At 52.1% G+C, this 14333-nt stretch carries 14 protein-coding genes; 6 read left to right on the plus strand and 8 right to left on the minus strand.

Annotation, left to right across the window (positions count from 1 at the left end):
• Nucleotides 1–6: 6 nt before the first annotated feature.
• The 3 genes from VHA_RS17560 to VHA_RS17570 are packed head-to-tail and all read right to left on the minus strand — an operon-like array spanning nt 7 to nt 4769.
• Nucleotides 7–1068: an efflux RND transporter periplasmic adaptor subunit gene (locus tag VHA_RS17560; RefSeq protein WP_005506732.1), complete on the minus strand. Its 1062-nt coding sequence runs from the start codon at nt 1066–1068 to the stop codon at nt 7–9.
• The gene (locus VHA_RS17565) at nt 1065–4412 is read right to left on the minus strand and encodes an efflux RND transporter permease subunit (RefSeq protein ID WP_005506734.1); all 3348 of its coding nucleotides are present in this window, start codon (nt 4410–4412) and stop codon (nt 1065–1067) included. Before VHA_RS17565 ends, VHA_RS17560 begins: the two co-directional genes overlap by 4 nt.
• 51 nt (nt 4413–4463) lie before the next feature.
• Nucleotides 4464–4769 (minus strand): ArsR/SmtB family transcription factor, encoded by a 306-nt coding sequence (locus VHA_RS17570; protein WP_005506736.1) that lies wholly within the window; start codon nt 4767–4769, stop codon nt 4464–4466.
• Between the two features lie 215 nt (nt 4770–4984).
• Here VHA_RS17570 and VHA_RS17575 point away from each other — a divergent pair, with 215 nt between their 5' ends.
• The 5 genes from VHA_RS17575 to VHA_RS17595 all read left to right on the plus strand — a co-directional run bounded on the left by VHA_RS17575 (nt 4985) and on the right by VHA_RS17595 (nt 8716).
• Nucleotides 4985–5335 (plus strand): ArsC family reductase, encoded by a 351-nt coding sequence (locus VHA_RS17575; protein ID WP_005506738.1) that lies wholly within the window; start codon nt 4985–4987, stop codon nt 5333–5335.
• A 43-nt stretch (nt 5336–5378) separates the two neighbouring features.
• Nucleotides 5379–6515, plus strand: coding sequence for a succinyl-diaminopimelate desuccinylase (gene dapE / locus VHA_RS17580; protein WP_005506740.1), 1137 nt, complete (start codon nt 5379–5381; stop codon nt 6513–6515).
• A complete protein-coding gene (locus VHA_RS17585; protein ID WP_005506742.1) occupies nt 6512–7186 on the plus strand; it encodes a M15 family metallopeptidase in 675 nt (224 codons plus the stop codon). Before dapE ends, VHA_RS17585 begins: the two co-directional genes overlap by 4 nt.
• Nucleotides 7187–7188: 2 nt before the next feature.
• Complete coding sequence (locus tag VHA_RS17590; RefSeq protein WP_005506759.1) at nt 7189–7398, plus strand: DUF2897 family protein; 210 nt, start codon at nt 7189–7191, stop codon at nt 7396–7398.
• Nucleotides 7399–7612: 214 nt separating this feature from the next.
• Nucleotides 7613–8716: a phosphoribosylaminoimidazolesuccinocarboxamide synthase gene (locus VHA_RS17595; protein WP_005506760.1), complete on the plus strand. Its 1104-nt coding sequence runs from the start codon at nt 7613–7615 to the stop codon at nt 8714–8716.
• Between the two features lie 64 nt (nt 8717–8780).
• Here the strand turns inward: VHA_RS17595 and bamC are convergent, their stop codons facing one another.
• On the minus strand, nt 8781–9806 hold the full coding sequence (gene bamC / locus VHA_RS17600; protein ID WP_005506762.1) for an NlpB/DapX family lipoprotein: 1026 nt from the start codon (nt 9804–9806) through the stop codon (nt 8781–8783).
• Between the two features lie 18 nt (nt 9807–9824).
• Nucleotides 9825–10703 (minus strand): 4-hydroxy-tetrahydrodipicolinate synthase, encoded by an 879-nt coding sequence (gene dapA, locus VHA_RS17605; RefSeq protein ID WP_040529329.1) that lies wholly within the window; start codon nt 10701–10703, stop codon nt 9825–9827.
• 169 nt (nt 10704–10872) lie between these two features.
• Here dapA and bcp point away from each other — a divergent pair, with 169 nt between their 5' ends.
• Nucleotides 10873–11343, plus strand: coding sequence for a thioredoxin-dependent thiol peroxidase (gene bcp / locus VHA_RS17610; protein WP_005506772.1), 471 nt, complete (start codon nt 10873–10875; stop codon nt 11341–11343).
• A gap of 13 nt (nt 11344–11356) precedes the next feature.
• Here the strand turns inward: bcp and VHA_RS17615 are convergent, their stop codons facing one another.
• The 3 genes from VHA_RS17615 to VHA_RS17625 form a co-directional block, all read right to left on the minus strand.
• A complete protein-coding gene (locus VHA_RS17615) occupies nt 11357–12865 on the minus strand; it encodes an FAD-dependent oxidoreductase (protein WP_040529199.1) in 1509 nt (502 codons plus the stop codon).
• Nucleotides 12866–12973: 108 nt separating this feature from the next.
• Nucleotides 12974–14056 (minus strand): AI-2E family transporter, encoded by a 1083-nt coding sequence (locus VHA_RS17620; protein WP_005506774.1) that lies wholly within the window; start codon nt 14054–14056, stop codon nt 12974–12976.
• Between the two features lie 12 nt (nt 14057–14068).
• Entirely contained in the window at nt 14069–14290 is a 222-nt protein-coding gene (locus VHA_RS17625; RefSeq protein ID WP_005506777.1) for a sulfurtransferase TusA family protein, read from the minus strand.
• Nucleotides 14291–14333: the final 43 nt, after the last annotated feature.

The following is a 14333-nucleotide window of genomic DNA, read 5'->3' on the forward strand; positions in this document are numbered from 1 at the left end:
GCGCATTCATCTGGGCACGTGAATCCATTCCCCTTCATTCAGGCCGGAAGAAATCACGACCCAGTGAGTGTCATTGAGGACGAAATGCTCTCCTAGCCGGACAATCCTGCGCTCCAGAGGCTTACTCTCATCTTGTTTTATATTCACATAACGAAGCTGACCAAGGGAAACCACTGCACTTTCCGGTACGGCCAATACTTGCATTGGCGTCAGAGGAATAGCCACGCGGCCAAACATCCCTGGATACAAATCTGTCTTGTCCTCGAAACCAAACTTCACCGTAAAGCTTCTTGATGCGGCATCGGCTGCGGGCTCTATTTCCAGTGCTTGCGCTTTCCGGCTCCCCCCGCTGGCATCCAGCACCACATCAACAGTCTCAGACGCTTGAACATAGGAAAGTACGGATTCACTGACCGCCGCCTCCAGACGAAGCGTGTTGGGGTTATAAATAGACACCAAATTGCCCCCTACTGTTGCAATGTCGCCCTGATCCACGTCCCGATTGCGGATGACGCCGTCAAACGGTGCAGTGATAACACTGTACCCCCGTGTCACTTCTGCCTCGGACAAAGATGCCCGGCGGCCAGCCAGATCGGCGTTTGCGGTCTCAAGTCGCATTTTGATCGCATCGCGTTCTGCAACAGGGAGCAATCCTCTTGCTACCAGCTTGCTGACCCTTTCATCATTGAGCCGGGCATCATTGACCCTTGCCTGTGCTGACGCCAATGCCTGTTGTTGTTGGATCACTCTGGCACTCAAATCTTCATTTTCAAGCCGGATCAGGATATCGCCAGCTTTTACTGAATCACCGGCATCCACCAACACATCCGCAACCCGGGCATTAATGCGGGCGGAAAGGGCCGCTGACTGGTGCGCCTGCACCGTGCCACTGAATACCCGCTTCTGCGGCATAGTAATCAGCGACACTTCAACATATCCCTCACTGGGGATTGGCGCCGCTACGGCTTTCTTTTGTGGTAAATCAGGGGTAAACACACCGGCCATATAGGCAAATATTCCGGCCATAACGACGAGCGACAGGGTCAATGCGATAGCTTTTCGGATCATAGTGATACTCCTTGTTCGTCTGTCTCTGGCGTGTATTGTTTTCCGGAAGAATGTGAAGGGTGGATCATGAAATACACCACGGGTACTACCAGTAGCGTAAAGATTGTTGAGGCGAGAATGCCAAAAATAATCGCCCAGGCCAGTCCATTGAAGATGGGATCTAAGGTGATCACAATGTTCCCCAGCATCGTGGTTCCTGCCGTCAGCAAAATAGGACGCATCCTGACAGCACCAGCCTGATAGAGTGCCTCTTTCAGCTCTGCACCTTCCGCCAGCGCCTGGTGAATAAATTCAATCAGTACCAGAGCGTTGCGCACCACAATGCCAGCGAGGGCAATCATGCCTATCATGGCAGTCGCAGTGAAAAGCACAGGATTGGGAATACCGTTGATCTCAGAGGTAAACACATTGAGCAGCCAAAAGCCGGGCATAATGCCTATCATGGTCAGCGGAATCGCCAGCATGATCACCCCTGAAACGCCGGGTAGCCCGGTCTGGATAACCAACACGCCATACACACCCAGCAGGGCGACGGCAAAGGCAATACCGAGATCGCGAAAAACATCCAGGGTTATCTTCCATTCCCCTTCCCCACTCCATACCACGTTGAGGTCGGCAGGTAACTGCCAGCCAAGCCCCGCACCGTTTGAGAAGTAATGACGCGATGACAAATCACGGACTTCGCCGGGCTCCTCGCCAAAGTCCACCATCATGTCGGCAACTGCTTCAGCAGGTACACGGCCGGTTGTCTGTCCATAGACATACACCACCGGCTTAAGGTTTTTATGGAAAATGGTATGTTCGACAGGCGCTTTGACAAATCTTCCCAACTCACTGAGCTGCACGAGCGGACGCGGGGCGGCTTCAATGCCGTGCTCGGTCAGTACCTGGGCTACTCCTTCCCTTCCACGCACATACAGCGAAAGTATCTGGTTCAGGCTGTCACGCTGACCGGCGGGTAATCGCATCAATATAGGCAGAGGTGACACTTCATCCGCCAATTGCATTTCACCGATAACAAAACCTTGAGTGGCAGCCTGAATGGTGTGGTTAATATCCGACACCGCAATGCCTGACAACGCGGCTTTTTCTCGGTCAACCTCAAACCGCCAGACCTCATGAGGATCAGTAGAGGATGTAGCCACCTCAGTCACAAAAGCCTCCTGACGCATCCTCGCTGCCACCACATCACCCGCAGCTTCAAGCGTGGTGTACGGGGTAAAGGCGTCACCGTAGATTTCAGCCACCAGAGTGGCTATCACCGGGGGGCCGGGCGGAACTTCAACCAGCTGGATATCAGCCTGATGCTGTTTTGCAATGGCTTCCAAACCGTCACGCCAGCGGGTGATCATTTCATTCGATTGCTCGCGACGCAGGGTCTTATCCAGCAATACAACACGAAGCTCACTCTGGTGCGGTTCTGCACGAAGGAAGTAATGGCGCACCATGCCATTAAAATCCATCGGGGAAGCCAGCCCAACGAAGTGGGAAACCGACACCACCTCGGGCTGTTCCAGCAAGTACCCAGCCAGCGCCTGGCTCACCGCCGCAGAAGATTCAAGTGCCTGCCCTTGCGGTAAATCAATCACCACCTGAAACTCGTTTTTATTGTCATGGGGCAGCAATTTCAGAGGCACCATACGCAAGGCCGGCAAGGAGACAGCCAAACCAAACAGTACCGCGATCGCTACCAAAAACGAGATCCGCCGGCCCCGGGTTGCCAGTATGGCTGACAGTACTTTTTTGTAACCGCGATACATCAGGGTCGATTCCAGGTGGTAGTGCCCTTTGTCTGATGCCGTTTTCAGCAACTTGAGCGCCAGCCAGGGCGTAATAAAAAACGCCACAACGGTCGAGAAAATCACCGCAACCGGCACGTTGAATGCCATAGGTGCCATGTATGGCCCCATCATGCCGGTGATAAAAAACATCGGTAGGAAAACAATCACAATGGCGGCTGTCGACATTAACAGGGCGCTGCGGATCTCAGCCATCGCCAGCGCTATTGCCGTAGTGCGTGACAGACCTTTACGGCGAAGATAGCGATCAATGTTGTCAATCGAGGCAATAGGGTCATCGACAATCAAACCAAGCGCCAGGATCAGGGCAAACAGGGTCACCCGGTTGATGGTGTAGCCGAAAAGGAGGTCAAGAAGCAGTGTCGCGCCATAACTGACCGGAATGGCAAGGGCTACTACCAGTGCAGCACGCCAGTTGAGGAACAGCCCGACAAACACCACCACTGTCAGCACGGCCAACCCCAGACTCGACACAAGGTTGGTCACCTTGTCATCAGCGGTCTGGCCATAATTACGAATCACATCGATGTGAACCCCCTGAGGCAGCCATTCAGCCTCAATGTCCTCAAAGGCCGCCAGTACATCTTCAGCCACCCACACCGCGTTGGCACCTTTGCGTTTAGCGACAGAAACAAACACGGCTGGCCAGCTTACACCCGGCTCTGCGTCAGGGTGCGCCATGCCAGGGGAATAGAGGGTGTAACTGGAAGGGATTTCTGGACCGTCAGTGATGTCAGCGACATCCCTGAGGTAAACCGGTTTGCCATTCACCACATTGACAACCAGTGTTTCCAGCTCACTGGCCGACTGGAAAAACTGGCCTGACTCCACGGTATACACTCGGCCGGATTCGTTAACCTGCCCCGCCTTTTGGTGGACATTGGTCACTGACAGCGCCCAGCGGACATCATCAAGGGTGGTTTGGTAAGCGGCTAATGCAGTTGCATCAAACGCCACCTGAATATTACGAGGAAGCCCCCCTGTCACTGTCACCTGGTGAGTTTGTTCTATGGCTTTGAGCGATTGTGTCATCTCTTCCGCGAGGCGGCGCAATGCGTAACTGTCAGTGGTGTCGGGGTTGGTCGAATAGAGCGCGCCGACCACAATTGGCACATGATCAATTTCAATCGGCTTGACCACCCAGCTTTCTACGGAACCGGGCAACATATCCTGGTTGGCATACAGCTTAGTGTAAAGCTTGGTCAAGCTGTCTTCGCGGTTCTCGCCGACATGGAAGCGGACAATCACCACGGCTTTCCCTTTCATCGATTGCGAGTAGACATACTCCACCCCATCGATTTGCGACAACAACTGTTCAGCAGGTTCAGTGATCTGGTTTTCTACCTGACGGGGCGATAATCCCGGTGCAGAAATGATCACATCAGCCATCGGGACAACAATCTGAGGATCTTCTTCCCGCGGTGTCATCATCAGTGCTACCACTCCGGCAACCAGTGCCAGCAACATCAACACCGGTGCAAAGCCGGTTTGCATAAACCAGCCTACGATGCCAAAGCGCCTATTGTTGTCCTTGTCTGCAATCATCCCTTACTCCCCTGCGCTGTCATCAAGCTTTTCGTTGTCCTTCACCGTTTTTCAGGTGCGGGGGACATCACCACACCAGGCGCCCTGAATGGCGTTCACCAGCCCTTCGACACGGCTGTCACCAATGCGGTAGTACACCGACTGGGATTCTTTGCGGGTGGCAACCAAGCCAGCCTGTCTCAGCACAGTCAGGTGCTGGGAAAACGCTGACTGGCTCAGGGTGCTGTTTTGCAGCATCTGGGATACATTCCTCTCCCCATCACGTAATTGGCACAACACCATCAACCGTTCCGGGTGAGATAAAATTCTCAGCACTTTAGCCGCCTCTGTCGCCTGTTCCTGAAGATTTTGCGCCATGTTCAATTTCCCCTGACCTGCATACCTTTACATTAGAGTTAACTAAACAAACAAATATTAGTCAAATCTAATACAGAATATTTTGAATTATGTTTTCAGGATTCAGGTGTCCAGCACCATAACCATTGTTGCTGACAATACTGCTGCGCCTTGCTTTCAACACAGTGCAATGTCAATCTAGCATCCTCAATGAAACGCGACTGAGGAAACTGTGAATGACCACAAAGGTTTACGGGATAAAGAACTGCGACACGATCAAAAAAGCGCTGAAGTGGCTGGATGCAGAAGGCAAACCGTATACATTCCATGATTACCGTAAAGACGGTATCAATCAGGAAATGCTCAAGCAATTTGTGGAAAAACTGGGCTGGGAAGCATTGGTGAACAAACGTGGCACCACGTTCCGCGGACTTTCTGAAGAGCAAAAAAACAACCTGGACGAATCAAACGCGATAGCATTGATGCTGGTGCATCCTGCCATGATCAAACGTCCACTGCTGGTGCACAACGACACCTATCACCTTGGTTTTAACGCCGAGGAATACAACGCCATTTTTAACAACTAACCCCGGGACGATTGACCCGAAACAAGAAAGGATACGCAACACAATGACAGACAGTGCAGTATTGTCTCTGGCCAAGGAGCTGATAGGCCGTCCATCCGTCACCCCGGACGATGCAGGGTGTCAGGAACTGATGATTAAACGCCTCGAAGCACTGGGGTTTACGATTGAGCGCATGGTGTTTGAAGACACCACCAACCTCTGGGCACGCCGGGGGACGGAAGCGCCGCTGTTTGCCTTTGCCGGTCACACCGATGTTGTGCCTGCAGGGCCTGAAGACCAATGGCACACACCGCCGTTTGAGCCTACCGTGATTGATGGGTATCTGCATGGTCGCGGGGCTGCTGACATGAAAGGTTCGCTGGCAGCAATGGTGGTGGCGACAGAGCGTTTTATCGCGGAACACCCTGATCACAAAGGTTCTCTGGCATTTCTGATCACCTCCGACGAAGAAGGGCCTTTTATCAATGGCACCACCCGTGTTGTTGATACCCTGATGGCGCGCGACGAACTCATTGATATGTGTATTGTCGGCGAGCCAAGCAGCACCCATGCCGTGGGGGACGTAGTCAAGAACGGCCGCCGGGGCTCTATCACCGGAGACCTCACCGTTAAAGGGATTCAGGGGCATGTTGCGTACCCGCATCTGGCCAATAACCCGGTTCATCAGGCACTGCCTGCACTGGCAGAACTCACGGCGATGCAGTGGGATCAAGGAAATGAGTACTTCCCACCAACCAGCTTCCAAATCCCGAATGTGGCAGCCGGTACCGGGGCCAGCAATGTCATTCCGGGGGAATTCCACGTTCAGTTCAACCTGCGTTACAGCACCGAGCTGACGGATGAAGATATCCAGCGCCGCACCCATTCGGTACTGGATGCGCACGGCCTGGACTACGATATTAAGTGGACGTTTAACGGCAAACCGTTTTTGACCGACGCCGGATCTTTATTGGATGCCGTGGTGGAAGCCGTAGATGACGTTAACCACGAAAAGCCCCAACTGTTGACCACTGGCGGCACATCAGATGGCCGCTTTATCGCACAGATGGGTGGACAGGTGATTGAGCTTGGCCCGGTGAATGCCACTATTCACAAAGTGAACGAGTGCGTTAACGTGGCCGATCTCGAAAAGCTGACTGACATGTACCAGAAGGTACTGGAGAAAATACTGGCAAAATGAGTTGGACCCTTTCCTCCCTGACAGGACAAACCCAGGACCATCTGCTTTCACTGACAGATGGTCGGTTGGTGCACCACAATGTAAAAGCCGACTTCCTCAAGCTGCAAACCGCAGCAGAAAAAGCCGGTTTTACGTTAACCATTGCCAGCAGTTTCCGAGACTTTGCCCGCCAGCAGATGATTTGGGACAACAAGTTTCACGGGCTGCGGCCCATCCTTGATAGCGAAGGTCTGCCACTGGACACCGCTTCACTCAGCGAGGAAGAAAAGGTACGTGCGATATTGCGCTGGTCTGCCCTGCCCGGCGCCAGCCGTCACCATTGGGGCACGGATATCGATATCTATGCCTCAAACCTCTTGCCTGAGGACGTAAACATCCAGCTGGAACCCTGGGAATATCTCTCAGGCCACCAACGGCCTTTTTTTGAATGGCTGACAGCCAACATGGAACATTTCGGCTTCTACCTTCCCTACCGGGAAGATCGGGGAGGCGTGGCTTTCGAACCCTGGCACATCAGCCATGTTGCCACCACACAGGGCACGCTGGACATTCTAACACCGGATGCACTGCGCACTGTGATCGCATCTTCAGACATCGCCGGGCGGGAAACTGTCCTTAATGCGCTGGATTGGATATATTCACAATACGTCTCCAACGTGTGCGAGGTCTGATCATGGACATCCTTACCAACCCGTATGTGATCATCTTTATTGTGGTCGCTGTCGTGGTCAGCAATATCATGGCGCTCAAATATACGGCCAACGCCAAATTCGGGATGAAACAGAAGCCCAAACCAAAAGATGAAAACCAGAATGGCGAGCAGAAAAAAGAGCGAAAACCTTATGATGATGAAGACAATGACGACAAATCCTCCTTCTGGTAGCGCCTTCAAGGGCGACTGACTTTCGCCTTTCTTCTATCCAGACTCCCCAAAAGAAAAAATTAAGCAAACGTTTGCGTTTTCGATAACAGCCCTGTTCGAGTTCTGGTATTATGCATGCGTTTGGAGGGTGAGAGTCAGGAGTCGCCGCTCTCACCGCATTGCAGTCATGCCCGTGACGACCGCCGTCCGGCAGCTTTTAGATAGGAATGCCTCAATGAGCCTTGCGGATCAAGTTCTCGCCATTAACGACGATCTTCCCATTCGTACCCATCAGCCCGTTCACAGCGGTAAAGTACGCTCTGTATATTGGCTGACCGAAGAAGACAGCAAACGTCTGATCCAGGAAAAGAAGTATGACGTAGCCCCAGACGCGCCGCTGGCTATCATGGTGATCAGTGACCGCATCTCTGCATTTGACTGCATCTGGCACGCGGAGGGAGGGTTAAAAGGCGTGCCGGGTAAAGGTGCTGCACTCAATGCTATCTCCAACCATTGGTTCAAGCTGTTTAAAGAGCATGGACTGGCCGACAGCCACATTCTTGATATTCCCCACCCTTTTGTCTGGATCGTGCAAAAAGCCAGACCGGTTAAAATTGAGGCGATTTGCCGCAAATACCTCACCGGCTCGATGTGGCGCGCTTATGCCAAAGGTGAACGTGAATTCTGTGGTATCGAACTGCCGGAAGGACTGGAGAAAGACAAAGCGTTACCAGAGCTCCTGATCACTCCCTCCACCAAAGGCATCCTTAAAGGTATTCCTGGCGTGCCGGAAGCGGATGACGTGAACATTACCCGTAAGAACATTGAAGAGAACTTTGCTGCGTTCAATTTCTCATCTGCCGATGATATCAGCCGCTATGAAACCCTGCTAAAAGAGGGATTTGAGGTGATCAGCCAGGCACTGGAGGCCGTCGGACAGATCTTTGTTGATACCAAGTTTGAGTTCGGTTATGTCACCGATGCACAAGGCCAGGAAAAACTGATCTACATGGATGAGGTCGGCACACCAGACTCATCACGCATCTGGGATGCCAGTGAATACAACGCAGGTAATATCGTTGAAAACTCGAAAGAAGGGTTCCGCCAGTTCCTACTGAACTACTTCCCTGACCCGGATATTCTGCTGAATAAAGACCGAATGCCTGAACGCGAAGCTCTGGCACGTGATAACGCCCTGCCCGTGGACGCCTTGATGGATATTTCCCGCACTTACATTGATATTGCAGAAAAAATCACCGGTAAGCCGATACACCTCAGTACCAATCCAAAGCAGGAAATCATCACTATCCTGAGAGAAGAATACGGCCTCATCGATTGATTGTTGCTGAAAGGAAAGACAAAAAGAGGACGCCTGAACGTCCTCTTTTTACATCCTACTGAACTTACTCATTGTTCAGACGTTCAATTGCTGCGGTAAATGCCGGTACCATCCCCGCCAGAACGTCCTCCTGCACAGGTTTGCCTGTGTTGTCAGTCACGTTGACAGAGGTACGGTTCCCCAAATCCCCGAGCAGGATGTTGTATTTCTTCTGGCCAAGCTGCAACGGCAACACGCCTATCTCTTCCCAGAACTCATCATCGGGTGATGTGAAATTCACGCTCAATGTGCCTTGGGAACGGTTGCGTTCTTCAATAGTGAAACCCAGTTCATTAAGCATCTCCGGGAAACGCTCCCAGAATACATCATAAGCTGCACGGGCGATGATGACCGGCGAACCGCCACGGTCTTTGCCCAGACTGATTGGAATGTTTTTCACTAATTCAAGCGCACGTAAACGCGCTTCTTCGCGGAGATCTGCGTCATAATGTGCGGTGATCATATTGATCATCTGCGCGTTGTAACGGTCACGGGAAGCCTGAGTCAGATTGTCCGACGAACCATTACGTTTCCATTCCACCATCTCAATATGAAACCCTGAACGCCCACGCGCCTGCACCGGTTTCACCACGTAGCGGCTCTCAATCACTTCTTCATCTTCATCAATGGCCCAGCGCACCCAATCTGTCTCGATACCTTCCGGCGATGAAGTGCGAACCGGAATGTGCGATTGGGCAACCATATCATCGATGGTTTGCCACAAACGTGCGGTCTGCTCTTCACGCGGCACCCAAACCGTTATGCCTTCAGCACTGCGCTCGTAACGCGCACCCGGGATCAACTCAAGGATTTGCTGCGGTGGACGAATATCAATATCCCGGCCCACTGGCCCCTGAAACTCCTTGGCAGGGATATGATAGGCGTTGGAAAAGTCCGGTTGTTGATCTGGCAGGCTTTTCCAATCGGACAGTGGCGCCGCTTCAAGGTATTTAAAATCACTCGACGCCTGGCGGCGCGAGTCAGCGCCCGAACAGGCCACCAGCATGGTAGCCATCACAGCACTCAAGCCGAGCTTAAAAACAGGTTTCATTTAATCTCCAAAGAAGCGTTACAGCACGCCTGCATCCAGCAGAGCCTGCCTTACTTTCGGCTGCAGCTTCGCATTCAAAGTGGTCAACGGCAGACGCAAGGTCCCATCAGCAATCAAGCCCATTTCATGCAATGCCCACTTTACAGGGATGGGATTCGCTTCAACAAAAAGATCTTTGTGCAGAGGCATCAGCTTCTCATTAATCGAACGGGCTTCATCGATCTCGCCTGCCAGTGCCAGCCTGACCATTTTCGCCATCTGCGCCGCAGCAATATTATTGGTAACAGAAATCACACCGTGGCCACCCGCTGCAATAAAATCCAGGCCTGTTAAATCGTCACCACTGAGTAAGATAAACTCTTCGCCACAAAGTTCACGGTGAAGACGAACACGATCCAAATCACCCGTTGCATCTTTGATACCGACGATGTTATCGAACTCGGCAAGGCGCGCTACCGTTTCCGGCAACATATCTGCCACGGTGCGGCCCGGTACGTTATACAGAATTTGCGGCAGTTCGCTGGATTCTGAAATCGCTTTAAAATGCTGATACAGCCCTTCCTGGGACGGCTTGTTATAATAAGGCACCACACTCAAACATCCTGCAATGCCGGTGCCTGCAAACATTTTGCTGAAGGTGATCGCTTCATGCGTCGCATTGGCCCCCGTCCCGGCAATCACCGGAATACGGCCGTCAGCGAATTCGAGAGTCTTCAGAACAATCTTGATGTGCTCTTCAACGGTGACAGTCGCTGACTCGCCTGTCGTCCCAACAGAGACAATAGCGTCTGTGCCAGCATCGACATGAAAATCAACAAGATTTTTTAAACTGGTGTAATCAACTTCACCAGAGCTATCCATCGGTGTGACCAGTGCCACGATACTTCCTGAAAACATTTCCATCTCCAAAAACGCGTTTTGTTCCATGGTACTTTTGGCGAGGGGCAAAAACAAGCTTGCTGACGGGGCTTATCCCCTGTGTTTGCACGGTTGATTGCCATCAAAATGAACGATATTGTTCGCGTGAACGTAATGCTTCTCGCGACAAAAAACAAAAGGAAGAAACATGCAAACGCTCGAAGCCGGTGCACCAGCACCTGAATTTTCTCTGCCAGATCAAAACGGAAACACCGTCTCTCTGAGCCAGTTCAAAGGCAAAAAAAAGGTACTGGTTTACTTCTACCCGAAAGCGATGACGCCGGGGTGCACCACCCAGGCTTGCTCGCTGCGTGACAGCAAGGCAGAGCTTGATGCATTAAACACTGTGGTGCTGGGTATCAGTCCGGATCCGGTGAAAAAGCTGAAGGGCTTTGAAGAAAAGAAAAACTTGAACTTCACCTTGCTTAGTGATGAAGACCACGCCGTGGCTGACGCTTTCGGCGTTTGGGGTCGCAAGAAATTTATGGGTAGAGAATACGACGGTATTCACCGCCTGAGCTTTTTGGTGGATGAAAACGGCCATATTGAACATGTGTTCAACAAGTTTAAAACCAAAGACCATCACGACGTGGTCATCAACTACCTGAAAGGCGAGTAAAAGCCAAAGGCCGTCAGCTGACGGCCTGTTGTTTTTTCAGGGGATTATTTTCCGGAAATGGAATGGCGAACGCCTCCGGGTATCCGCGTAATGCGGTTAGTTGCTTGGCCTTTTCCACCACGTTGTTTTCAGTCAACGATGCAGTCAGGCTCAGTGATGCACTATCCCAACCCTCTGGCAGGGTTACCCACCCCTGTTTCTCGAAATGTGCCAGTATCCGGTTTGCTGCCTGTAATGCCGACGAGGCTTTGACCAGCTCAATCCGCGCATAACGCTCACCTTCAAACGATGCATCAGCAGCGCGAAGGCTAGGATCGTCACCCGGGATCTGCTGCGCACCGCACAGTGGCTTTCCGCCCACTTCAGCTTGCTCAAACGCTGGCAGCCATCGACTGACATGGGCAATGGCACGTTCGGTCCTCTCGCGGACTTCCGACCATGCCCAGCCACCATCTGCTTTTACCACCATGCTCTCAGGCAAAGGCGGAAAAGCAGAAGATGCATCACTTTTCACCAAGCCGCCATCAAACAAGGTAATGTCCTGTGTCATGCCATGCAGTTGAATAAAACCCTGCGGATAAGGGGTCAGCTGCGCCATGCCCTGAGGCGTGCCACGCTCACCATGAACAATGACTTCCGGCCACTGCCCAGGTTGTGACGGCCAATGGGCGATATACGCAGCTTTATATTCCACCCAGCGTCGTCTCGGTAGTGAAGCCATATCATCAAGCTTGCCGGTTCGGAAACCCGCAGCATTGATAACAAAATCAACCCGGAAGGAGACCACTTCGCCATTGTCGACAGCCGCTTCAATCAGCCAGCCATCTTGCACAGGAATCAGGTTGGTCACCTTGTGCCCAAATCTGATTTCACAATGTGCAGACTGCTCCAGCCCCAATGCCGCTGTTGCCGCCAAACGGAATACACTCAGTCCATATTCCTGTACCACCACCAGCGGGTATTTGAAGCTGTCGTGTGGCATATAGTGCGCCACCGGGATCATCCATTCTTCCGGTGTTTGCGGGAAGGCTGGCAAGGGAAGGCTAGCAAGCCGTTCCATGTCCTCTCGGCTGAACAGGGTATAGTAGTCGTTTGGTGCTCCCAATACAGCATTATTGGGGTCTTGTTTGACAAGTAAACGATAATGCTCAGTAAGCACATCGAGGCGGTTTAGGAGGGTTTCCGGTTCACCGGGGTCACTGACGGGCACCGCGATAACAGTAGGACGCCGGTTGACCGAGTGAGGATACGCACGGACAGTCGCGATGGATTGTTCAAGCAGGGCAATGCATTGCTGCTCAGAAATTTCCCGATACAGGTTACCACCGGCATGAAGGTGGCAGATTGGCGGGCCACTGACAAGGCTTTCACCGGCTTCAAACAACAGGGCTTGGATCCCCATGTCAGCAAGTTTCAATGCCGCCGTTGAACCAGCGACTCCACCACCCACGATGCCAACAGTGAAGGTGTTGTTTGACGCCAACGCACGACCTTCAGCACACAAATCGACTCTATCTTTCATTCTAATCGCTTAACCACCACAGCCAGTCAAATGAACGCTGGCGGAAAATAAAGAGAGACCTACATTCAGGTCTCTAACAGTACTTATTTTATCACGGCCAAGATCATTTTAGTTGTTCGTTTCCGCCGTCACTTCCCCGTCAGGATCGTGAGACGGTAATGCATGCCAAACCGCTTTCACCAGTGTCGCCAGGGGGATTGCAAAGAACACGCCCCAAAATCCCCATAGCCCGCCAAACACCAGCACCGCGACAATAATAGCGACCGGATGGAGGTTGACCGCCTCTGAAAACAGGATAGGCACCAGCACATTACCATCCAGCGCCTGGATAATACCGTAGGCCAGCATAAGATAACCCAGCTCCGGGCTTATCCCCCACTGGAACAGGGCAACCACAAAGATAGGCAAGGTGACTGCGGCCGCGCCGATATACGGGATCAACACCGATAGGCCGGTTGCCACACTGAGCAACACTGCATAGCGTAAATCCAGAATGGCGAAAGTAATATAACTGGTGATCCCCACGATGATGATTTCTGTCACCTTTCCCCGGATGTAGTTGGAGATCTGCTCGTTCATCTCCACACCGACTTTGTTGGTCAGGCGGCGGTTTCGCGGCAGCAGGGAGGTAAATGATCGCATCATTTCCTCTTTGTCTTTCAGCAAGAAAAATACCAACAGTGGCACCAGAATGAGGTACACCGCCAATGTTGCTAAACTTACCAGTGAAGCAAGCGAGCTTTTAACCACCGTTTCACCCATGCCCAGCACACGGCTTTGCACGGTATCAATAAAAGTGTTCACCATGTGTGGCTGGATAAGCTCCGGGTAGGCTTCCGGCAGATGTGACACATAGTCTTGGAAACCACTGAACATGGTCGGAATGTCAGCAATCAGGTTGATGATCTGGTTCCAGATGGTTGGCATTAATCCGAATAAGGCCAGGATCATGAAGCCGACAAAAAGCAGCAGCACAAGGATCACTGAGAGGGTACGGTTCAAGCCCAGCCTGACCATTTTGGCCACAGGCCACTCGAGCAGATACGCAAGCACAATGGCAACAAGGAGCGGCGCCAGCAAGTTACCGAAGAAGTAGATGACAACAAAGCCAATGACAAGCAACGCGATCAAGCTGACTGCGTGCGGGTCTGAGAACCGTCGCTTGTACCAACGGTTAATCATTTCTAGCATGTATTTTCCTGTTTATAATTTAGTGACATTCAGCACCGTCGCTCCCTGAACAGATTGACTCTCAAACACAAACCCATGTTTTTCCAGATAACGGGGGATGTCCTTCAACGCGCCACTGTCCGCGATGTATAGCGCTATTTGCTGTCCCTGCTTCAATGAGCCGCAGGCTCTTTTCGCCAGGAGCAACGCCATAGGGCAACGCTGTTCACGCAAATCAAGGGATTGAATTTCCATTCTTTCTCGCTGACCGCTATTATCGACGGCATTGTATACTCAA

The organism is Grimontia hollisae CIP 101886, from assembly GCF_000176515.1.
GTDB lineage: Bacteria > Pseudomonadota > Gammaproteobacteria > Enterobacterales > Vibrionaceae > Enterovibrio > Enterovibrio hollisae.

Bases quoted from the DNA above. Each gene is read 5' to 3' on its own strand.
- VHA_RS17560 (WP_005506732.1), bottom strand. From the start codon at position 1,068: ATGATCCGAAAAGCTATCGCATTGACCCTGTCGCTCGTCGTTATGGCC.
- VHA_RS17565 (WP_005506734.1), bottom strand. From the start codon at position 4,412: ATGATTGCAGACAAGGACAACAATAGGCGCTTTGGCATCGTAGGCTGG.
- VHA_RS17570 (WP_005506736.1), bottom strand. From the start codon at position 4,769: ATGGCGCAAAATCTTCAGGAACAGGCGACAGAGGCGGCTAAAGTGCTG.
- VHA_RS17575 (WP_005506738.1), top strand. From the start codon at position 4,985: ATGACCACAAAGGTTTACGGGATAAAGAACTGCGACACGATCAAAAAA.
- dapE (WP_005506740.1), top strand. From the start codon at position 5,379: ATGACAGACAGTGCAGTATTGTCTCTGGCCAAGGAGCTGATAGGCCGT.
- VHA_RS17585 (WP_005506742.1), top strand. From the start codon at position 6,512: ATGAGTTGGACCCTTTCCTCCCTGACAGGACAAACCCAGGACCATCTG.
- VHA_RS17590 (WP_005506759.1), top strand. From the start codon at position 7,189: ATGGACATCCTTACCAACCCGTATGTGATCATCTTTATTGTGGTCGCT.
- VHA_RS17595 (WP_005506760.1), top strand. From the start codon at position 7,613: ATGAGCCTTGCGGATCAAGTTCTCGCCATTAACGACGATCTTCCCATT.
- bamC (WP_005506762.1), bottom strand. From the start codon at position 9,806: ATGAAACCTGTTTTTAAGCTCGGCTTGAGTGCTGTGATGGCTACCATG.
- dapA (WP_040529329.1), bottom strand. From the start codon at position 10,703: ATGTTTTCAGGAAGTATCGTGGCACTGGTCACACCGATGGATAGCTCT.
- bcp (WP_005506772.1), top strand. From the start codon at position 10,873: ATGCAAACGCTCGAAGCCGGTGCACCAGCACCTGAATTTTCTCTGCCA.
- VHA_RS17615 (WP_040529199.1), bottom strand. From the start codon at position 12,865: ATGAAAGATAGAGTCGATTTGTGTGCTGAAGGTCGTGCGTTGGCGTCA.
- VHA_RS17620 (WP_005506774.1), bottom strand. From the start codon at position 14,056: ATGCTAGAAATGATTAACCGTTGGTACAAGCGACGGTTCTCAGACCCG.
- VHA_RS17625 (WP_005506777.1), bottom strand. From the start codon at position 14,290: ATGGAAATTCAATCCCTTGATTTGCGTGAACAGCGTTGCCCTATGGCG.